Source organism: Enterococcus sp. DIV0774 (assembly GCF_050539095.1).
Taxonomy (GTDB): Bacteria; Bacillota; Bacilli; order Lactobacillales; family Enterococcaceae; genus Enterococcus; species Enterococcus faecalis.
On the sequence record NZ_CP172923.1, the window covers coordinates 1,461,498 to 1,482,777 of the forward strand.

23 protein-coding genes are annotated in these 21,280 nt (G+C 40.2%); 5 read left to right on the forward strand and 18 right to left on the reverse strand.

Annotated features, from left to right (window positions below; translation table 11 throughout):
* The first annotated feature begins 46 nt into the window (after positions 1–46).
* From IGL86_RS07145 to IGL86_RS07160, 4 genes are all read left to right on the forward strand, one after another.
* Positions 47–781, forward strand: a complete 735-nt coding sequence (locus IGL86_RS07145; RefSeq protein WP_016616883.1) for a YigZ family protein — start codon at positions 47–49, stop codon at positions 779–781.
* Complete coding sequence (locus IGL86_RS07150) at positions 771–1,004, forward strand: DUF2829 domain-containing protein (protein ID WP_002374694.1); 234 nt, start codon at positions 771–773, stop codon at positions 1,002–1,004. The genes IGL86_RS07145 and IGL86_RS07150 overlap by 11 nt, the downstream gene beginning before the upstream one ends.
* A 62-nt stretch (positions 1,005–1,066) precedes the next feature.
* Positions 1,067–1,852 carry a 3-oxoacyl-ACP reductase gene (locus IGL86_RS07155; RefSeq protein ID WP_025188830.1) on the forward strand — a complete coding sequence of 262 codons (786 nt, stop codon included), beginning with the start codon at positions 1,067–1,069 and terminating at the stop codon, positions 1,850–1,852.
* A gap of 145 nt (positions 1,853–1,997) precedes the next feature.
* Positions 1,998–2,519 (forward strand): QueT transporter family protein, encoded by a 522-nt coding sequence (locus IGL86_RS07160; RefSeq protein ID WP_002385866.1) that lies wholly within the window; start codon positions 1,998–2,000, stop codon positions 2,517–2,519.
* Between the two features lie 39 nt (positions 2,520–2,558).
* Here the strand turns inward: IGL86_RS07160 and IGL86_RS07165 are convergent, their stop codons facing one another.
* The 14 genes from IGL86_RS07165 to IGL86_RS07230 all read right to left on the reverse strand — a co-directional run bounded on the left by IGL86_RS07165 (position 2,559) and on the right by IGL86_RS07230 (position 16,257).
* Positions 2,559–3,317, reverse strand: coding sequence for a TIM44-like domain-containing protein (locus tag IGL86_RS07165; protein ID WP_033625758.1), 759 nt, complete (start codon positions 3,315–3,317; stop codon positions 2,559–2,561).
* Complete coding sequence (locus tag IGL86_RS07170) at positions 3,314–3,643, reverse strand: DUF1648 domain-containing protein (protein WP_002369279.1); 330 nt, start codon at positions 3,641–3,643, stop codon at positions 3,314–3,316. The genes IGL86_RS07165 and IGL86_RS07170 overlap by 4 nt, the downstream gene beginning before the upstream one ends.
* Positions 3,644–3,771: 128 nt before the next feature.
* The gene (gene purD / locus IGL86_RS07175; RefSeq protein WP_033625760.1) at positions 3,772–5,019 is read right to left on the reverse strand and encodes a phosphoribosylamine--glycine ligase; all 1,248 of its coding nucleotides are present in this window, start codon (positions 5,017–5,019) and stop codon (positions 3,772–3,774) included.
* Between the two features lie 18 nt (positions 5,020–5,037).
* On the reverse strand, positions 5,038–6,624 hold the full coding sequence (purH, locus tag IGL86_RS07180; protein ID WP_016616887.1) for a bifunctional phosphoribosylaminoimidazolecarboxamide formyltransferase/IMP cyclohydrolase: 1,587 nt from the start codon (positions 6,622–6,624) through the stop codon (positions 5,038–5,040).
* Entirely contained in the window at positions 6,576–7,148 is a 573-nt protein-coding gene (purN, locus tag IGL86_RS07185; RefSeq protein ID WP_016616888.1) for a phosphoribosylglycinamide formyltransferase, read from the reverse strand. The genes purH and purN overlap by 49 nt, the downstream gene beginning before the upstream one ends.
* Positions 7,145–8,176, reverse strand: a complete 1,032-nt coding sequence (purM, locus tag IGL86_RS07190; RefSeq protein ID WP_016616889.1) for a phosphoribosylformylglycinamidine cyclo-ligase — start codon at positions 8,174–8,176, stop codon at positions 7,145–7,147. The genes purN and purM overlap by 4 nt, the downstream gene beginning before the upstream one ends.
* A gap of 1 nt (position 8,177) precedes the next feature.
* Positions 8,178–9,617, reverse strand: a complete 1,440-nt coding sequence (purF, locus tag IGL86_RS07195) for an amidophosphoribosyltransferase (RefSeq protein ID WP_016616890.1) — start codon at positions 9,615–9,617, stop codon at positions 8,178–8,180.
* A complete protein-coding gene (gene purL / locus IGL86_RS07200) occupies positions 9,593–11,812 on the reverse strand; it encodes a phosphoribosylformylglycinamidine synthase subunit PurL (RefSeq protein ID WP_016616891.1) in 2,220 nt (739 codons plus the stop codon). Before purL ends, purF begins: the two co-directional genes overlap by 25 nt.
* Positions 11,809–12,483 (reverse strand): phosphoribosylformylglycinamidine synthase subunit PurQ, encoded by a 675-nt coding sequence (gene purQ, locus IGL86_RS07205; RefSeq protein ID WP_033625010.1) that lies wholly within the window; start codon positions 12,481–12,483, stop codon positions 11,809–11,811. The genes purL and purQ overlap by 4 nt, the downstream gene beginning before the upstream one ends.
* The gene (gene purS / locus IGL86_RS07210; protein WP_002357271.1) at positions 12,484–12,735 is read right to left on the reverse strand and encodes a phosphoribosylformylglycinamidine synthase subunit PurS; all 252 of its coding nucleotides are present in this window, start codon (positions 12,733–12,735) and stop codon (positions 12,484–12,486) included. It abuts the gene before it with no gap.
* A 13-nt stretch (positions 12,736–12,748) separates the two neighbouring features.
* Positions 12,749–13,462 carry a phosphoribosylaminoimidazolesuccinocarboxamide synthase gene (purC, locus tag IGL86_RS07215; RefSeq protein ID WP_002357270.1) on the reverse strand — a complete coding sequence of 238 codons (714 nt, stop codon included), beginning with the start codon at positions 13,460–13,462 and terminating at the stop codon, positions 12,749–12,751.
* A 151-nt stretch (positions 13,463–13,613) separates the two neighbouring features.
* Complete coding sequence (gene purK, locus IGL86_RS07220; RefSeq protein ID WP_010707495.1) at positions 13,614–14,738, reverse strand: 5-(carboxyamino)imidazole ribonucleotide synthase; 1,125 nt, start codon at positions 14,736–14,738, stop codon at positions 13,614–13,616.
* Positions 14,731–15,219: a 5-(carboxyamino)imidazole ribonucleotide mutase gene (gene purE / locus IGL86_RS07225; protein ID WP_016616893.1), complete on the reverse strand. Its 489-nt coding sequence runs from the start codon at positions 15,217–15,219 to the stop codon at positions 14,731–14,733. The genes purK and purE overlap by 8 nt, the downstream gene beginning before the upstream one ends.
* A 171-nt stretch (positions 15,220–15,390) precedes the next feature.
* Complete coding sequence (locus tag IGL86_RS07230) at positions 15,391–16,257, reverse strand: SPFH domain-containing protein (protein ID WP_002357267.1); 867 nt, start codon at positions 16,255–16,257, stop codon at positions 15,391–15,393.
* Between the two features lie 149 nt (positions 16,258–16,406).
* On the opposite strand from IGL86_RS07230, the gene IGL86_RS07235 reads away from it, so the two are divergent.
* On the forward strand, positions 16,407–17,282 hold the full coding sequence (locus tag IGL86_RS07235) for an NAD(P)H-hydrate dehydratase (protein ID WP_016616894.1): 876 nt from the start codon (positions 16,407–16,409) through the stop codon (positions 17,280–17,282).
* Positions 17,283–17,379: 97 nt separating this feature from the next.
* On the opposite strand, the gene IGL86_RS07240 is transcribed toward IGL86_RS07235, so the two are convergent.
* From IGL86_RS07240 to IGL86_RS07255, 4 genes are all read right to left on the reverse strand, one after another.
* A complete protein-coding gene (locus IGL86_RS07240) occupies positions 17,380–19,020 on the reverse strand; it encodes a peptide ABC transporter substrate-binding protein (protein WP_033625762.1) in 1,641 nt (546 codons plus the stop codon).
* A gap of 62 nt (positions 19,021–19,082) precedes the next feature.
* Positions 19,083–19,403 carry a cupin domain-containing protein gene (locus IGL86_RS07245; RefSeq protein ID WP_033625764.1) on the reverse strand — a complete coding sequence of 107 codons (321 nt, stop codon included), beginning with the start codon at positions 19,401–19,403 and terminating at the stop codon, positions 19,083–19,085.
* A gap of 134 nt (positions 19,404–19,537) precedes the next feature.
* Positions 19,538–20,557, reverse strand: coding sequence for a branched-chain amino acid aminotransferase (locus IGL86_RS07250; RefSeq protein ID WP_002369265.1), 1,020 nt, complete (start codon positions 20,555–20,557; stop codon positions 19,538–19,540).
* Positions 20,558–20,747: 190 nt separating this feature from the next.
* Entirely contained in the window at positions 20,748–21,200 is a 453-nt protein-coding gene (locus tag IGL86_RS07255; RefSeq protein WP_033625766.1) for a DUF2188 domain-containing protein, read from the reverse strand.
* Between the last annotated feature and the right edge of the window lie 80 nt (positions 21,201–21,280).

A 21,280-nucleotide genomic window follows, 5' to 3' on the forward strand; every position in this document is an offset into this window, starting at 1 on the left:
ATCATACCTTATTATAACGTTTTTTTCCAAAAATCTCACAAAAAAGATGAGAGAAAAAGTTGCTATTCAGTTGATTCTTTTTTATACTGACTTTATTACGAGAGAAAAGGATGCCCATATGTTAGAAAGCTATATTACAGTCAAACAAGATGGTTTCAGCGAGATTGAAATCAAGAAATCGCGGTTTATCTGTTCTGTAAAGCGCGTAACATCAGAAGAAGAAGCAAAAGCCTTTATCGCCGCAATAAAAAAAGAACATTGGAAAGCCAATCATAATTGTAGTGCTTTTGTGATCGGCGAAAAAAATGACATTCAGCGGAGCAGCGATGACGGCGAACCTAGTGGCACTGCTGGTGTTCCAATGCTAGAAGTCTTAAAGAAAAAAGAGTTAATCAACGTAGTGGCTGTTGTCACTCGTTATTTTGGCGGAATAAAATTAGGCGCTGGCGGTTTAATCCGAGCATATAGTCATGCTCTTTCCCACACTTTAGATGAAATTGGTTTAGTCATTGGCAAATTGCAACAAGAACTATTGATTACGATCGCCTATCCTTTATTAGGAAAAGCCCAAGCCTTTTTGGAACATAGTCCCTACACGCTTAAAGAAACTATTTACACAGAGTCTATTCAGTTAATTTGTTTAGTAGATGAACAAGCAACAGAAACATTTATAGCTGAAATGACGGATCTACTTAACGGTCAGTTGACAATTGAAAAAGGCGCAACGAGCTATCACGAACTACCATTTAACGAAAAAGGAGCACAATCAAATGACATTTGAAGAAGTATTGCCACAGATTAAAGCAGGAAAAAAAGTCGTACGTAAAGGCTGGAGCGGTTTTGAACTTTTTATTGAATTACGTGATGAAATTGGCACCTCCGAAGGTGAATTTTTACAAGTTACCCCGTATTTTTTAATCAAAACTTCTGATGAAGGCTACAGCATGTTTTCACCAACACCTTGTGATGTCTTAGCAGAAGATTGGGTGATTGTTGAAGCATAACTACACACATAAGGTCTGGCAGATTACGGCGATTGCTCGTTCTTCCAGACCTTAATTTTTAAATGTTTAAAGGAGTTTTTCTTATGCCAAAAGAATTTGAAACAAAACGGGTGCTTGTAACTGGTGCAGCTTCAGGGATTGGCCAAGCACAAGCAATTGCCTTTGCCGAGCAAGGTGCTGAAGTTATTGGCATCGACCTAGACGAAACGGGGTTAAAGCAGACAGCCGCACTGGTTAACCCAGATTCTACTAAGCCATTTACTTATTTTGTCGGTGATGTGTCTTCTCCCTCATTTGTGCAAGCCACGATGAAACAAATTGTGAAAAACAACGGCCAAATTGATATTTTATTAAATACGGCAGGTATTTTAGATGATTATCGTCCTTCTCTAGAAACTTCGGAAGCTTTATGGGATCAAATTTTAGCAACCAATTTAAAAAGTGTCTTTTTAGTGACCAATGCTCTATTACCTTATTTCCTCCAACAAAAAAAAGGAGTAATCGTTAATATGGCATCTATCGCTGGCTTAGTAGCTGGGGGCGGCGGCGCAGCGTACACTGCCTCCAAACACGCAATCATCGGGTATACAAAACAACTTTCCTACGATTATGCCAAATTAGGCATTCGAGCAAATGCGATTGCGCCAGGTGCCATCCAAACACCCATGAACGCAGCTGATTTTGCAGGAGAAGGCGAAATGGCTACTTGGGTAGCACGTGAAACACCCGCGGGCCGTTGGGCACAGCCACAAGAAGTAGCAAAACTTTCATTATTTCTAGCTAGTGATGACTCTGATTATATCCATGGCACAGTTATGACCATCGATGGTGGTTGGACCATGAAATAAAAAGACTTTACAGAGTGTCTGTTCTTCAGTAACATGTAACACAGTGAGGCAACTCACACCATAACACTTCAGTTGGCTTTACTGCCCTTCCTTTGGTTATGGTTATCACTAAAACACGTCGTTGTTTTATAAAGGAGAATCTTAAATGAATCATTCATCAAATCCACAAACCAGTACGTGGTCAGCTACGGCTTTGGCTAAAATGGCGCTAGTTACCGCTTTGTATGTCGTTGTCACTGTACTTCTCGCTCCGCTTAGTTTTGGTCCGATACAGCTTCGTCTTGCCGAATTATTTAATTATTTAGGCGTTTTTAACAAGCGATATATCTGGTCCATTACGTTAGGGGTTGCGATTGCCAACACCGCTTCGCCTCTTGGTATCATCGATATAGTCATCGGTAGTGCTGGAACGTGCGCAGTCTTATGGATTGCCTATTTTGCGACAAAAAATCAGCAAAATTTATTGATTAAACTAATGCTGACGGCCATTCTTTTTGCTTTGTCCATGTTCACTGTCGCCGGACCCTTAACGTTCTTTTATCAGTTACCTTTTTGGTACACATGGTTGACCGTTGGACTTGGTGAACTTCTTTCAATGACCGTCGGCGGTATCCTGATTTACGTATTAAATAAAAAAATACAGCTTGTAAAACGCATCGAAGAATAAAAAAGCGCTTGGGATTTAAACCCCAAGCGCTTTTTAGCACTATCCTTTAGGTTGAATGAAGTCTGCTTGCCATTTTCCAAGAGATGGATTGTAATCAAAATACCAAAGTTGTGAAAAATATTGTTTTTGATGCTTGTATCCCGATAAAACACGACCGCTTTGAGTATCTTCCTCGTAGTCAATACAAGAAAAATGAAGCATCAGTGAAAAACTCGTTTCACTAATATGATGATAATTCGAAGCTGGCGCTACTTTCACTTTTTTCACATGATTTCTGATGCCCACTTGTTGATTTGCTTGTAATACTGCAAGATGTTTTTGATAAAGTTTTTCTGTATAGTTATCTTTGACCACAGACAAGTTTTCTTGATCCCACGCTTGTTGTATTTCTAAAAACGTTTGTTGTATTTCTTTTAAGAGTGCCTTTTTTTCTTTTGATGTTCCAGGTAATGCTGCCCACATTTCTTGAAAAGCTCCTTCATCGACTGGTTGATTTCTACGGCGTCTTTGCCAAATCATCGTGCCCCCAAAAAGAACAAAAAACACTGTTGAAATTAAGCCTTCCAGTGGCGTTGTGTTGCTGGTCCCGGTCTCGTTATGATGAACATAACTTCTTGATCCATCACCGCTTGGCGAAAAACCATTCGAGGGATTACCTCCGCTAGGACTTTCTACACGCCCGCCGCCATAGCCACCAGCTACAGCCGCCGCTTGATTAGGCCATAAACAAAAGGCCATGGCACAACCCACAAAAACTAAAATTAACTTTCTAATTTTCTCACCTTTCGACCCCTTCAAATCAACAAATGAATAAATAGACGCAGAATACTAAACAAAGCGCCAAGATTAACAATGATTAATAATACCTTCAGCCATCTGCCATATGGTTGTACTGATTGATAACTTCGTTGATAAATACTCAAGCCAAACAGGACCGCTGGCCACATAAATATACTAGATCTTGGGCCAAACGAATTCCCCTCGCCCCAAAAATTCACATGAATGGGCACATGAGCTGGTAAATCAGGATAAACCACCGCACTTAATAACAGTAAACAGACTGCCAAGACACTTGTAACAATAAACAACCCCTGACTAACTTTTTCAATCTGCTTGTTTCTCATTATCTTAGCTTTCTCCTTTAGTTTAATGATGGATATACTTTCAGTTTATGCCTCCCTATCTGAATTTGCAATAAAAAAAAGACAAGGAAACATTCGATTAAATGTCCTTGCCTCTGTTTTTGAAAATCCTAAATCAAGCCTTTCACACCTATATCTTTTCGGTAGTACATTCCAGGAAATGAGTAATTATCCAATGTTTGATAAACTTTTTTGCGGGCTTCTTCAAGAGTCGAAGCAGTTGCTTCTGCTAAAAAGATTCGTCCGCCAGCCGAAACCAGAGCCTGTTCTGAACGAGTTACCCCTGCATAATAGATGGTTGCACCAGACATTTCTGGCAATGGTAGATTTGTCTTATATTGATTAGGATAGCCTTCTGCTGCTACAACAACACCAACACTCGCTAACTCATTCCATGCAATCGTTGGTTGCTCTTTCACCAGCAATGAAGAAATTATTTCTGAAAGGGGACTCTCTAAACGTGCCAACACAACTTGTGTTTCTGGATCCCCAAATCGAGCATTAAATTCAATAACCTTGGGGCCAGTTGCTGTTTGGATTAAACCAGCATATAAAATCCCTTGAAACGGACGTTTTTCAGCCACCATTCCTTTAGCAGTCGGTTTCAGGACTTGGCTAATGGCTTGCTGAACCGCTTCTTCTGGGACCTGAGGCACTGGTGTATAAGCGCCCATCCCCCCTGTATTCGGACCAGCATCCCCATCGAAAATCCGCTTATGATCTTGAGCAATCACCATCGGATATACCTTCTCATTAGAAACAAAAGCCATTAAGGAAAATTCTTCTCCTTGCAAAAATTCTTCGATTACAACCGTTTGACCGCTTGCTCCAAATTGTTGGTCCTCCATCATCGCAACTAGCGCCCGTTTTGCGGCTGCTTTTGTTTCGGCAACTACTACTCCTTTTCCAGCTGCCAAACCATCTGCCTTAATAACAATTGGTACTCCTTGCTGTTCAATATATTCTAAGGCAGGTGCCAAACGTCGAAAGACCCGATATTCCGCCGTTGGAATCTGGTATTTTTGCATAAAATCTTTCGCAAAACTTTTTGAACCTTCAATTATTGCAGCTGCTTTCGTCGGGCCAAAAATCAGTAATCCCGCTGCTTGAAAGGCGTCTACAATCCCTTCAATTAATGGCGTTTCTGGTCCGACGAATGTCCAATCAATCTGATTATCCTTCGCAAATTGAATTAGTTCCGTTTGCTGCTCTTCACTGATAGGTACGGTCCGAATATTATCACCACTCATACCAGGATTACCTGGTGCACAATAAACAGTCTTGACTTTGTCTTCTCGCTGTAATTTTTTGGCGATTGCATGTTCACGACCACCACGCCCAATCACTAATATATTCATCGGTTTCTCCTTTAAAAATTAATGTTTGAAATGACGAGTCCCAGTAAAAATCATCGCAATACCATAATGATTCGCTAGATCAATTGATGCTTGATCTTTAATGCTCCCGCCTGGCTGAATAATTGCTTGAATACCATGTTGTGCAGCATATTCCACGCTATCTGCCATGGGGAAAAAGGCATCACTTGCTAAGACGGCCCCTTGTAATTTTCCAGCTGCTTGGGCTTGATCAACTGCAATTTTTACTGACCCAATTCGATTCATTTGACCAGCGCCAATCCCCACCGTTTGGCTTTCATTGGCTAAAACAATAGCATTTGATTTTACATGCTTGACTGCTTTCCAAGCAAAGTTCAATGCGTCTCTTTCAGCTGGTGTGGGTTGGCGCTCTGTAACAACTTGCCATGCTTGGTCATTTTCAACAACTGTATCCTGTTCTTGAATTAATAACCCGCCCATAACAGAAACTAATTCCACCGCTTTTTTTTCTTGAGCATGAAAATCTAACGTTAACAAACGAAGATTCTTTTTCTGAGATAACAGTGCCAAAGCTTCTTCCTCAAAACTAGGCGCAATAATTATCTCTAAAAAGATTTGATGCATTTCAGCCGCAGTCGCTTGGTCCACTGGACGATTCAAAACAACAATGCCACCAAAAATTGAAACTGGATCTGCTTCAAATGCCTGACGATAGGCTGCCAAAATCGTTTTTCCTGTTCCAATTCCACATGGGTTCATATGTTTAACAGCGACGACCGTAGGTTCTGTAAACTCGCTAGCAATCCGGAGTGCTGCATCAGCATCTCGAATGTTGTTATATGACAGTTCTTTGCCATGAAGTTGTCGAGCGGAAGCAATGGATAATGATACAGGTACAACGGATTGATAAAAGGTGGCTTGTTGATGGCTATTTTCGCCATAACGCAATGTTTGCTTACGTTCATAAGTAAGCGTCTGTTTCTCTGGTTCAGTTTCACCCACTTGCGTCGTTAAATAGTCAGCGATAAGCGCGTCATAAGCAGCGGTATGACGAAAGACTTTTGCTGCTAATCTTTTTCTAGTGGCTAACTGGCTAGTTCCAGTGCTGCTAATTTCACTTAATACCTGTTCATAATCACTAGGATCAACCACTGCTGTTACGTCTTGATAATTTTTTGCCGCTGAACGTAACATGCTAGGACCGCCAATATCAATCATTTCAATCGCTTCTGCTTCAGAGATTGCTGGTTTTAAAATTGTTTCTTTAAATGGATAAAGATTCACTACTACAAGGTCAATAAAATGAATGCCTTGTTCAGTCAGTGCTTTTTGATGCGCTTGGTTTCCCCTTTTTGCCAAAAGTCCGCCATGGATATTCGGATGTAACGTTTTGACACGACCATCTAACATTTCTGGAAAGCCAGTGATGTCGTCAATAGCAAGTGTCGGTACCCCCGCTTCTTCTAAGACAGTCCTTGTTCCCCCAGTGGAGATAACTTCAAAGCCATTTGCAACTAAGCCTGCTGCAAATGTTGTCACTCCTGTTTTGTCTGAAACGCTAATCAATGCTCTTTTGGTCATTTCATTGTCTCCTTTACAATTTGTGAAATTATTTTTGGGTACCATTCGTGCTCAAGAGCATGAATTTTCTCTGTTAATGTGTCCAATGTATCTTCAGTATCAATCTTGGTGGTTGTTTGGAAAATAATCGGTCCTGTATCAACCCCAGAGTCAACATAATGGATAGTGATTCCTGTTATTTTCACTCCATAATGAAATGCCTCTTCAATTCCGTGAAGACCTGGAAAACTAGGTAACAGAGAAGGATGAATATTGACGATTCTCTTTGGATAAGTCTCCAGTAAAGTCTTGCCGATAATTCTCAAATAACCAGCTAACACGATTAAATCGATCTGATGCTCTTTTAAATGTTTCAATACTTGTTCTTCATACTGCCCACGAGATGGAAAATCAGATGGCGAAAAGCAAACAACGGGAATCTTGCGCTTTTGGGCACGGGTCAATACATGGGCTTCAGGCTGGTCACAAAAGACTAAGCTCAACTGCCCTGCGATTTTTTTCTGGGAAAAAGCTGCAGCAATCGCCTCAAAATTGCTACCATTGCCAGATGCAAAAACAGCTATCTTCATAAGGCTTCCTTAAAAATAACGGCTTTCGTTTTCCTAGGTACCAAACGACCAATTTCAAAAGCTTCTGGCAAAAGCTCCTGAACTTTTTCAACATGCTCTGGACTCACCGCTAAAATCATTCCTAAGCCCATATTGAAAATTTCATACATTTCTTCAGGTGGAATTTCACCGTATTTTTGAAGCAATTTAAAAATTGGTAGCACTGGCCAACTATTTAATTGAATCTCTGCAGCTAATGCGGAAGAAAACATTCTTGGTAGATTTTCTAAAAACCCGCCGCCAGTAATATGCGCAGCCCCATGCACGAGTCCTGCTTTTAACAATGGCAATAATTCCTTCACATAAATTTTTGTTGGTGTTAATAATTCTTCCCCTAACGTTTTGGGTGCCAATTCTGGAAGCTCGTCCGTTGTTTTAAACGAATGTTTCTTAAAAAAAACATTTCTTACTAAAGAGTAACCATTAGAATGAAGACCACTTGAAGGAAGACCAATCAAGAAATCGCCTTCTTTTACGTTACTTGGAGTCAAGAGTTGACTTTTCTCAGCAATACCCACGGCAAAACCAGCCACGTCATAAGCATCTGCTTCATACATATCAGGCATTTCAGCTGTTTCGCCCCCAATTAAGGCTGCATTCGCCTCACAACAGCCAGCCGCAACACCCGCAACAATTGCTTCAACTTTAGCTGGATTAACGGTCCCTAACGCTAAATAATCTAAAAAATATAACGGTTCGGCGCCTTGTGCGACGACATCATTGACACACATTGCTACACAATCAATTCCGATTGTCTCGTGTCTCTGTTCTTCAATTGCCAAGAGTAACTTTGTGCCTACGCCATCCGTTCCTGATACCAAAACTGGTTCTTTAAGCTTGTAACTACTTAAATCAAAACAACCACCAAAACCACCAAGCATGCCCAACGTTCCCGTCCGTTGTGTCTTTTGGCTATGCTTTTGAATTCGTTCCACTACTTCGTATCCTGCCTCAACATTTACGCCAGCTTTTGAATAGGCATTTTCCATGTCAATTCCTCCTAGTTTCTTTTTTCAAGGATGCTTGATATTGTTCTTCATAATCATACAAAGGCGTTGGATAGTCTCCATTAAAGTAAGCCATACACAGCCCAGAATAAGGAGCATCATAATTTAATTGAATCCCATCAATCAGCCCTGCTTCACTCAAAAAAGCCAGCGAATCTGCGCCAATCTGCTCTTTGATCTCTTCAATTGAATAGTTTGCCGCAATTAGTTCGTCCCTCGTCTGTATATCAATGCCATAAAAACACGGATATTTTAATGGCGGTGAAGCAATTCTGACATGAACTTCTTGCGCTTCTGCTTCTTTTAATAAATGAATAATGCGCCGAATAGTGGTCCCGCGAACAATCGAATCATCTACTAAAATGACTTTTTTTCCTTTGACCACGCCACGAACTGCCGATAGTTTCATACGGACACCTTGTTCTCTTAATTCTTGTGTCGGCTGGATGAATGTTCGAGCGACATATTGATTTTTTACTAAACCTAGTTCGTAAGGTATCTGTGCTTCTTCTGCATAGCCGCTAGCTGCAGACAATGACGAGTTCGGTACACCAATTACCATATCAGCTGCGACTGGACTTTCGATTGCCAAGTTCTTCCCCATTCTTTTACGAGCTGTATGCACATTAACTCCAGCAATATTTGAATCTGGTCGTGCAAAATAAATATATTCCATTGCACAAATTGCCGGTTGGACTTCCGTAGTGAAAACCTCTATTTTCAAGCCTTCATCAGAAATGATGACTACTTCACCAGGCGCCACATCTTGAATAAAGCGAGCCCCAACTGTTTCTAATGCACACGTTTCGGATGCCACAACGTACGCCCCATTGTTCATTTGTCCGATGGAGAGAGGGCGAAAGCCGTTGGGATCCAGTGCAGCAATCATCATCGTTTCTGTTAATAAAAGATAAGCAAAGCCACCCTTAACCAAATTCAAGCTCTCTTTTAATTTATCGAGAAACGAGGCAGCAGTGCTTTTTCGAATCAAGTGCATTAAAATTTCAGTGTCTGAATTGGAATGAAAAATAGCGCCTTCTCTTTCTAGTTGTTTTCGTAAACGCTTGGCATTTGTCAAATTGCCATTGTGTGCTAACCCAATTTGACTATCATAAAATTTAAATAAAAATGGCTGAATATTATCCACGCTACCCGTACCAGCGGTTGCATAGCGTACATGACCAATAGCCGCCGTTCCTTCTAACGCATTCAGTTGTTCTTGCTTTTGGAATACTTCTGCTAATAAACCTAAATCACGGTGGCCATCTAATTTCCCAGAATTGTTCGCCACAATTCCTGCGCCTTCTTGGCCTCGATGCTGTAAGCTGTGTAAACCAAAATAGGTCACGTGTGCCGCATCAGGATGACCCCAAATACCAAAAATACCACACTCTTCATTTAAGCTTTTTGCTTCATAAGACATGGAATCGCATCCTCCCATAAGGCTTTGGCATCTTTTGTTGAACAATTGATCACATCATCTAACGCATGAATGACCAAACCAGTTTCAGTCACTTTCCCAATATGTTGGGCTTTTTTTCCGATAAGTGTTTCAAATGCTTCTTGATGCTGGGGACTAACTGAAAGAATAAAACGGGATTGCGTCTCCGCAAATAGATATTCTTTTTTTAATGGCAGTGTCACTTGTAGCCCCAGTTCGTTGGCAAAAGCCGACTCGGCTAAAGCAACGGCAATGCCGCCTTCAGCGCAATCATGCGCGCTAGCAACTAGGCCTGCTTGAATTGCTTTTAAAACTAATTCTTGGTTTGCTTTTTCCTCTTTTAAATCAAATGAGCGTAATTGCCCTTCAATTCGACCCAGTTGCATTTTTTGAATTTCTGAGCCGTTAAAATCTGCGTGGGTTTCACCGATGAGATAAATTAAGTCATCAACTTGTTTAAACGCTTGTGTGGTAATTTGTGAAACATCTTCAATCACGCCCACCATGCCAATCATCGGCGTAGGGTAAATGGCTTGACCATCTGTTTCATTGTAAAGAGAGACGTTCCCTGAAATCACGGGTGTTCCTAGCTGACGGCAGGCTGCGGCGATTCCATCCGCCGACGTCCATAATTCCCAAAAACTTTCTGGTTTATCAGGGGAACCATAATTCAAACAATCAGTGATAGCCAAAGGTTGTGCTCCACTTGCTACAATATTACGGGCTGCTTCTGCAACCGCAATTTGCCCACCAATTTCAGGATTTAAATACAAATAACGGCTATTACAATCTGTTGTCATCGCTAAGGCTTTATTGGTGCCCCGCACTCTTAAAACAGCTGCATCACTTCCTGGTTGCACCACTGTATTCGTTTGTACTTGACTATCATAGGTTTCGTAAACTGATTTTTTCGATGCAATCGTTGGCTGTTGCAATAGGCGTTTTAATAATTCCGTGCTATTCGTAATTTCTGGAATGAAGGGCGCTAATTTTTTAAAAGCACGCATCCGCTCTGGTTCTTGATAGGCTTTCTGGTAGACAGGGGCTTCTTCTGCCAAAGCATCTACTGGTACATCTGCGACTATTTTGCCACCGTGAAAGACACGATACTGTCCATCATCTGTTACGGAGCCAATCGCTACCGCTTCTAAGTCATACGTTTGAAACAATTCACAAACTTGCTGTTCTGCTCCTTTTTCCACACAGATTAACATCCGTTCTTGGGACTCAGACAAGAGCATTTCATAGGGGCTCATCTGCGTCTCTCTCTGCGGAACTTTATCCAGCTCTAGAATCAAGCCTGAACCTGCTTTTGATGCCATTTCAGCACTTGAAGAAACCAAGCCAGCCGCCCCCATATCTTGGATGCCGATTAAAATATCTTGATGATTTTTGATTAAATCAAGACAAGCTTCCAATAATAATTTTTCCATAAACGGATCACCTACTTGTACCGCAGATCGTTGCTGTTCTTCACCTTCACTAAATTCTTCTGAAGCAAAGGTCGCACCGTGAATTCCATCTCGTCCTGTTTTCGCACCTACGTAAAGAATGCTATTTCCGACGCCTTTTGCTTGGCCTTTTTGAATCTCATCATGACGAATCAATCCCACACACATAGCATTAACAAGTGGGTTTCCTTGATAACATGGCTCAAAAGCAATTTCACCGCCAACGGTTGGAATACCAATACAATTTCCATAACCGCTAATCCCCGCCACAACTTCTTGAAACAAATAACGTGTTCGTGCATCCGTCAGTTCGCCAAATCTTAGCGAATCCAGTAAAGCAATCGGCCGCGCCCCCATACTGAAAATATCGCGAATAATTCCACCAACGCCTGTAGCTGCTCCTTCGTAAGGTTCTACTGCAGAAGGATGATTATGGCTCTCTGCTTTAAAAACAACAGCTAATCCGTCACCAATATCGACAATCCCAGCTCCTTCACCAGGGCCTTGAAGCACTTGTGGCCCTTCCGTCGGAAACTTTTTTAAAACGGGCTTGGAATTTTTGTAAGAGCAATGTTCACTCCACATCACGGAGAATAAGCCAGTTTCTGTATAATTAGGTTCTCTTTGCAAAATGGTCTCAATCTGATGATATTCTTCATCTGTTAGTCCCCATTCTGCATACAACCGTGTCTCCTTGATTTCTTTTGGTGTTGGTTCATTCATCATTGGCTTAATTCCTTTCCAAAGTTTTTAATGATTGAAGCAAAAAAGCTGCGTCCATCTGTTGAACCTAACAATTCTTCCATCGCTCGTTCCGGATGAGGCATCATTCCTAGAACATTGCCCTGTTCATTACAAATACCAGCAATATTCTCAAGACTACCGTTCACCTTTTCTTGATACGTAAAAACAATTTGGTTCTTTTCTTTCAGCTCTTTCAACGTTTTTTCATCACAATAGTAATTCCCTTCGCCATGCGCTACTGGTAAATGTATCGAAACATTTTCAGGATACTCGCTTGTAAACTTTGTGTGCGTATTCACTTTCAATGGGACACTTTTACAAATAAAACGAAGCGAATCATTTCTTAACAACGTACCAGGAAGCAAGCCAATTTCTGTTAAAATTTGAAAGCCATTACAAGTACCAAAAACCATTTTGCCTTCTGTAGCAAAGCGAATCACCTCATTGATAATTGGCGAAAACCGAGCAATTGCACCACAACGTAAGTAATCGCCATAAGAAAAACCGCCCGGCAATAACACGCCATCAAATTTTGCTAAAGAAGTGGCATCGTGTCGGACAAATTCTGCATCGACGCCCATCACCTCTTTGACAGCCCACAATAAGTCTGCATCACAATTAGATCCTGGAAAAACAATCACTGCCAATTTCATTTAAATTTCCTCCAAAGATAAAATTTCAAAACGATAGGATTCCATATTTACATTGGCTAATAGTTGATCACAAATTTGTTCAATTTTCTCTTCAATTGCTTCTGTCTGCTGGACGTGCATTTCAAAATACTTACCGACACGGATTTCGGCTACTTCTGTAAAACCAAGCCGATGGACTGCTTCCTTAACCGCTTCACCTTGGGGATCCAAAATTGATTCTTTATACGTAACATAGACTTTGACAAAATACATACGCGCTTCCTCCTCAATTAGCTGTTAGTAAACGTTGTAAAACTTCTTCATATACAGGAACTATTTCTCCTAATTCACGGCGATAAACATCTTTATCCAGATGTTCGTTTGTGTTTAAATCCCATAGACGACAGGTGTCTGGAGAAATTTCATCTGCCAGTAACAATTGATTGGCCTTCGTCCGACCAATCTCGATTTTAAAATCGATCAAACAAATATTGAGGCGTTGAAAGAGTTGACTAAGCGCCTGATTAATTTGTAAAGCCAATGCTTTAATCTCCACAATTTCAGCAGGAGTGGCTACTTTTAGAAATTGAATATGGTCTTCGTTAATAAAAGGATCATCCAGACGATCTTCTTTGTAATAAAATTCAATAATGGGCGTCACTAATTTAGTGCCCTCTTCAATCGCTAAACGCTTTGAAAAACTTCCTGCCGCATAATTACGTACGACAACTTCCAAAGGAATCATTTCTACGGCCTGAATTAATTGTTCGTGTTCAGATACTTTTTTGATAAAATGATTGGGAATCTTCTGTTGCTGTAAATGTTCAAAAATTAGACTAGTGATTTGATTATTTAAAGCGCCTTTCCCAAGAACTTTGTCTTTTTTTTGACCGTTTAAAGCTGTTGCTTGATCAAGATATTCCACAAAAAGAACCGCTGCATTTTCTGTTTGATACAACTTCTTCGCTTTTCCTGTATACACAAGTGCTTTCTTTTCCATTCTTTCCCTCTTCTCGTTAGCTTCATGAACGCTATTCTTTCTAAGTCAGCTGATTCACATCAGTTAAAAACTTACATTAGTTACAAAAAAACAACAATCGTTCGTGTTTGTTGAATGTAAAAATAAAAAACTTGCTTGGAGCAAGCATTTATTAAGTTACGTTCCAAATACCAACAGTCTCAATTTCCTTTAACGTTTCTGATAAACAAGGGGTTGTAATGGTGACGTGGCCCATTTTTCTGCCAACTTTTGATTCGGCTTTTCCATAGTAATGGACTTGCCAAGTGGGTTTTGACGTGCATAACTGGTAGCTTTTTTCTAAGTGTTCACCTAAGAGATTCACCATAACCACTGGTTGAAGTAACTGGGGTAACCCAATGCCCCAATTGCTAATCCCTCGAATATGCGCATCAAATTGACTAAATGAGCAAGCTTCAATAGAGTAATGACCTGAGTTATGAGGCCGTGGCGCTAATTCATTGACGTACAACTCTTCTGAATCCGTTAAAAACAGTTCGATAGCTAAAACCCCAGATAAATTTAATTCCTCAGCAATGTGTTGCGCCAATTCCGCTGCTTTTTGTTGCACATTCTCAGAAATTCGAGCTGGCACAATTGATTCATGCAAGATATTCTTTCGATGAATGTTTTCAGATGCAGGAAAGCTTTGGTAACCATGCTTATTCCCTGCAACGATGATTGAAAGTTCTTTAGTGAAAGGCACCCACTTTTCTAATTCACAAGTAGCGTTAGCTAATAATTCAGTCGCTTGGGAGAAATCCTCTTCGCATTTTAAGACGACCTGTCCTTTTCCATCGTATCCCCCTTGAATAGTTTTTAAGACACATGGAAAACCAATCTTTTCTGTTGCTTGTGGCAGCTCTTTCTGACTTTTCACTTCCGCAAAAGGGGCAATCTTACAGCCAATCGATTGAAGAAACGTTTTTTCAAGCAATCGATTTTGAGTAATTTTTAACAATTCTGTTCCTTGTGGCAACTTTTCTAGTGGAATGGCCTTTTCTAGGGAGGCCACTTCAATATTTTCAAATTCATAGGTGATCACATCGCATAACTCTGCTAGTTCAGTTAAAGCAGATATCTGATCAAAGGCTGCCACAATTTGACGGTCAGCTACTTGACCAGCTGGACTATTGAGCGTTGGGTCCAACACAATCATTTGGAAACCCATTTTTTTACCACTCATGACTAGCATTCGCCCTAACTGTCCCCCACCTATAATGCCAATAGTTGCTCCTACTTTTAAAGGTTTATTCAAGTTGTTCCCCACTTTCCATAACCGCTTTTTCCAATGATTGTCGTCTTGCTTGGATTCTTTCTGCTAACTGTAAATCATCAATACTTAGTATTTCTGCAGCTAATAACCCAGCGTTGGTAGCACCTGCTGTGCCAATCGCAGTTGTTGCTACAGGAACTCCCCCTGGCATCTGCACAATAGACAACAGTGAATCAATACCGTTTAATGTTCGTGTTTTAACTGGAACACCAATGACAGGTAAGGTTGTCTTTGCAGCTACCATCCCTGGTAAATGGGCCGCTCCACCAGCGCCAGCGATAATAACCTTCAATCCTTTTGTTCGTGATTCCTCTGCAAAACGAAACATCAAATCAGGGGTCCTATGTGCTGATATCACTCGTTTTTCATAAGGAATTTCCAACTCTTCCAACACAAGACAAGCAGCTTTCATCGTTGCCCAGTCTGAGGTACTTCCCATAATCACAGCGACTAATGGTTTCATGAATGTAATAACTCCTTCCGCCTTTTTTCACTGTTATTCTAACAATGAGAAAAAGAGATGTCAAAGAAAAACCGAAATATTATAGATTAAAATTATATAATGTTCGTGTTTATCAAAAAAGAGCCATCGGAAAGATGACTCTTTTTTGATATTTTTAGCGTTGCTTCCTCTTTAAGAAGAAACGTCGCCTGTATTAATAACTGGTTGTGTGCCCTTATCAGTAATGATTGAGACTAGTAAATTATTAATAAGTTGTACTTTTCGTTCATCGGTAAAATTAATTTCTTGCCCTTCTTCAATCTGTTCTAAGGCCATTTGTGTCATGCTTACCGCACCTTCAACAATTGTTTGTCGAGCCGCTAAGATTGCTTTTGCTTGCTGTCTTTGCAACATGGAGCTAGCTATTTCAGTTGCATAAGCTAAATGATTCAACCGTGTTTCGATAACCTCTACACCAGCCACTGCTAAGCGTTCTTGCAATTCTTTGGTTAACTCCTCGGAAATTTGTTCGGTATTTCCTCGCAGAGTTACATCATTATCTGAAAAAGTGTCATAAGGATATTGTGTTGCTACATGCCGGATTGCCGTTTCGCTTTGAATTTCCACAAAGTCTTGATAATAATCGACATTAAATAACGCCTTAGCTGTATCGACTACCCGAAAAACGATGACCGCAGAGATTTCGATTGGATTCCCGTCAGAGTCATTGACTTTTAATAGAGAACTATTGAAATTTCGTACTTTCAAAGAAATGTTCATTTTTTGCGTAAATGGAATGGTAATAAACAACCCATTTTCTTTAATCGTACCTAAGTAACGACCAAAAAATAAAATAGCTTTCGCCTGGTTGGGACTAACAATAGTTAAGGAACTTAAAAATAAAATAGCCCCAACTAACAAAATAATACCTAAAACAACAAGAACACCATTAGTATGACTCGCTCCATAAATAAATAAACCAATTCCCGCAATTAAAATAACTAATAAGCTCGCAATTCCTACGTAGCCACTCATATAAAATGTTTTTTTCTCTTCCATCTATTTCACTCTCCTAACTCATTTATCTGGTCCTTATTATACACCTCATTGCCTTCAATAGAGTAACTTTTAACATTAAATAAACTGATTTTTTCGGTGCTCTTGTAGTATACTGAGAACAAAGAAATCCCAAGAAAAGGAGTGATAGAATGCGCTATTTAAGCAAGGACATTTTAGAGGAAGTCATCACTCAACGCCCCTCCGACTCTTATAAAAGCAATTTTGGGCGTGTCGTATTAATCGGAGGGAACCGTCAATACGGCGGAGCCATCATCATGAGTACCGAAGCGTGTATCAATAGTGGCGCTGGTCTCACCACTGTGATTACTGATGTTAAAAATCACGGGCCTTTACATGCAAGATGCCCAGAAGCGATGGTCGTGGGCTTTGAAGAAACAGTCCTTCTGACGGACGTCGTAGAGCAAGCGGAGGTTATTTTAATTGGTCCAGGTTTAGGCTTAGATGCTACTGCACAACAAATATTAAAGATGGTACTCGCCCAACATCAAAAACAACAATGGTTAATTATCGATGGCTCAGCGATTACCCTGTTTAGCCAAGGCAATTTTTCCCTTACCTATCCTGAAAAAGTTGTTTTCACACCTCATCAAATGGAATGGCAACGTTTGAGTCACTTACCTATTGAGCAACAAACACTGGCAAATAACCAGCGCCAACAAGCAAAATTAGGCAGTACGATTGTTTTAAAAAGTCATCGCACAACAATTTTCCACGCAGGAGAACCTTTTCAAAATACAGGCGGCAACCCTGGGATGGCTACTGGCGGAACTGGGGATACCTTGGCTGGCATCATTGCTGGTTTTTTAGCTCAGTTTAAGCCGACAATTGAAACCGTTGCTGGCGCCGTCTACTTACACAGTCTCATTGGTGATGATTTGGCCAAAACTGACTATGTTGTTTTACCTACGAAGATTAGTCAAGCCTTGCCGACATATATGAAAAAATATGCCCAGCCCCACACTGCACCTGATTCTGAACTATTAGAACAGAAGCGTTCGAGATAAAACCCGAAAAGGCTAAATGGTGACAAATTTTGGGTTAAAAAGCAGGATTTAAGCCTGGGCCGAAAATCAAAAGCGATTTTCAGCCCAGGCTCTCTTTTTATTTTTCCTTATAAACATTTTTTAACGTTAATGGAGCGCCAAAGGTATGAAAATTCAAGCCTTTGACTTTATCATTTTGCAGGACTGTTTGTTCATTTTGGCTAAGTGGAATCATGCCAGCAGTCGTTTCAATCACTTCTTTTTCAGCTGCAATCAGTGTCGCCCATCTTTTTTCTGGCTCTAAGGCATAGGTTGTGGCTGCTTCATCTAATAATTTGTCATAGACAGGGTTCTGATAATTGCGATCATTGCCCTTGTATAAAGTCATCAGGGTAGAAATAGGATCTTGATAGTCTGGTGTCCAGTAAATTAAGAATAAATCATAGTCGCTTTCTCGCCCAAAATTCAATGCAGCTTCCGTTGGCAATGCGGTTAGCTCTATTGTCAAACCAGGAAACAGTTCTTGTAGCGAGCCTTGCAAACTTTCACCAATTTTTTTGTAAGAACCATCATCTGTTACCATCAATTCAACGTTAACCTTTTCTCCTAATTCTGCTTGTGCTTTTTTCCAATAACTTTGCGCTTTTTCTTTGTTATAAACCATTAAATTACCTGCTTCTTGACGAAAATCGAGACCCGTTGTGGGATTCACCACAAAGCCTTCCGTAATCGCACCATGTAGCGCTTTAGAACCATCTGCAATAATATTATTGACTAGATTTTCTTTATCTATTCCTAAAGCCAATGCTTTACGCAGGTTTTCGTTTGCAAGCGGCGTTGCTTGCCCTTTCCGTTTTTGATTTAAGCGTAAGTAGTTCATTGTCGCTGTTGGGTACGAATGATACAGCATATTATTTTTATTCTGTTGCGCCAGTTCACCACTTAGTGTAGCCACATCTAATTGTCCATCTTCAAAAAGATTCAATGCAGTAGATGTTTCTTTGATAACCGTATAATTGATAATGTCTGAGCGCACGTTCTGGCGATCCCAATAGCGATTATTCTTTGCTAGTTGCCAGTCCATCTTTGTTTGCTGCCAATCTTTTACCACAAACGGGCCATTATAGACGACTTTATCGCTAGCAGTTCCATAGTCCGCACCAAATTGTTCGACTACTTTTTGATTTTGCGGAAAAAATGTAGGAAAAGCTAACAAGGACGTAAAGTACGGTTTTGGCTCTTTGAGCGTCACTTTTAATGTATAATCATCCACAGCTGTGACACCTAGTTCATTGGGTGCTAATTTCCCAGCTGAGATTTCTGCACCATTTTGAATTGTTTCAACGATGAGGAAGCTATAAACAAAGCCGTTTTTAGGATCAATCATTTTTTTCCAAGCATATTCAAAATCATGCGCTGTGACAGGATCATCGTTACTCCAAACCGCTTCTTTTCTCAAAGAAATCGTGTAGGTTTTTCCATCTTCTGAAATCGTCGGCAATGCTTTTGCTACGGCTGGTACCAATTGGTCTTGTTCATCTAAACTATATAACCCTTCAAACGCTGCTGTTTGGACAATAGCATCTGGGAAATCCAATAATACAGAGGTGTTGAGCGTTGTTAATTCCGAGGGTGACATCAGTTGAACGGCTTCTTTGGTATTTTTCTGTTTCTTTTTATTTTCATTTTTATTGGTACACCCAGCTAAAAATCCTACCAATAAAATACAAACCATTGTGATTTTTAAATACTTTTTCATCTTCTTTCTCCTATAACTCTTCATTTTTTTATGCTCTTACTTACAAAAAGACAGCTCCCCTTTTATTTTGTCCTTTCCACAAGCATCCAGACAACGACCGCTGGCTCCACCCCATCATTATAATTAATGTGACCTTCACCAGCTTCAATTAATTGGGCTTGTCCAGCTTTTCCGACTAAGTCTTGACCATCTTCTAAAATCGTATGTGCTTCGCCAGAAATCACATAAGAATATTCATCTTGTTCATGGCGAGCATATCCAGCTAAAGGCCGTTTTTCACCAGGTTGTAATGTAATAATGCCCATTTGAACTTGTGTATTTGGTTGGTTTTCTTTATCAAAAAAAATCGTCATTTCTTCTGATTCTGCTGATTTAATAAGCAATAGCTTTCCCTCCTTTTTTAAATCTTGTATCTTCCATTATTCCTTTAAATAGAATCAAAGTCAATCTTTTTATAGAAAATTCTGAATATTCTACACAAAAAAAAGAGAGCATGAATTCTCTCTTTTTTATCTCTTTAAACTTTTACAATCCAGCCTTCTGGCGCTTCTTTGTCACCAAACTGTATACCAACCAGTTCATCATACAGTTGCTTAGTCACTGGTCCAACTTCCGTTTCACTATAAAATACATGGAAATCTGTGCCATTTTGAATCCCACCGATAGGAGAAATAATCGCCGCTGTGCCACAAGCACCTGCTTCGGAGAAGTCCGCTAATCGATCAATGTAAACGTCTCCTTCAAGCGCCGTCATCCCTAAACGTTCTTTTGCTAGCGTCAATAATGAATATTTAGTAATACTTGGCAAAATAGACGCTGATTTCGGCGTAATAAAAGTACCATCTTTGGTTATGCCAAAGAAATTGGCTGCACCAACTTCTTCAATTTTCGTATGCGTATACGGATCTAAATAAATGCAATCACTAAATTCTTTCTCATGTGCTTCTGCACCTGGTAAAAGACTAGCTGCATAATTGCCCCCCACTTTAGCTGCCCCAGTTCCTCGACCCGCTGCTCGATCATATTCAGAAACGATAAAGTTGGTTGGTGCTAAACCATTTTTAAAATACGAACCAACCGGCACGCAAAAAATAGAAAAAATGTATTCTTTGGCAGGTGCTACGCCAATATTATCGCCGACACCAATCATATAAGGGCGAAGATACAACGTACCGCCCGTTCCATATGGCGGTAAATAAGCAAGGTTGGCTTTCACCACTTCTTGGCATGCAGAAACAAAGGTTTCTACTGGCACTTGTGGCATCAGTAGACGCGCACAACTTTTTTGTAGCCGTTTGGCATTTTCATCTGGACGAAACAAATTGACAGAACCATCTGCACATTGATACGCTTTTAATCCTTCAAAACATTGTTGGCCATAATGTAGAGCAGGCGAACCTTCACTAATCGTTAACTGATTGTTATCTGTTAGCGTGCCTTCTTCCCACTTGCCATCTCGCCAATAACTAATATAACGAAAGGGCGTTTTAATGTAAGAAAATCCTAAATTATTCCAATCAAGATTGGCTTTTTCCATTGTCGTAGCACCTCAATTATTTTGATTTTTTATCTTAATTAGTGTAATTGTACCCACCAAAAACTAGAAAAGCAAGTCTTATTCTCATTCTTAACTTTTGTTATTTTTTCTTACTTGTCCATTTCTCCCTCGCAAAAAAACCTTGATAACCGTTTCTTGAATTGCAACGGAATATCAAGGTTTCGAAAAATTATTCAGTATACTCTTTGGTTTCTTGTAACGTACCATCTTGCTTATAGATTTTCAGCTTTGTTTGCTTATTCCGAGCAATTTCTTGGGCTCGTTCAATCGCCTCTTGTTTGTGGGTAAATGTATTACTTGCTTTTTCAGCGCTGTCTGAAATCACCAACCATTGGCCGTCTTTATATTTAACGTTGACAGCCGCCGTTAATAATTTTCCCGCATGTTTATCCTGTTTATGCGAACCTTGTTTCGTAGGATTTGCTTCTTGTTCAAATGCCTTTTTGTCTGCTGCACTTGCCTCTTGATACCATTTCTCCGCTTGACTAATCGCAATTGGAATGGCGCGATCATCAGGGTAGCCATCCGCAAGCAACGCATTGCCAATATCTATCGCTTTTTTCCGAATCAAAGGTGCTAAATTTTTCATTGATGTAGGATAATCATTCATATTCCAAGGCATCAAAATCTCCTCCTTAAATTCTGTCTATTACTAGCTTACTACAGAAAAGGAACATTTGAAAAAGAAATGATTACTTTGAA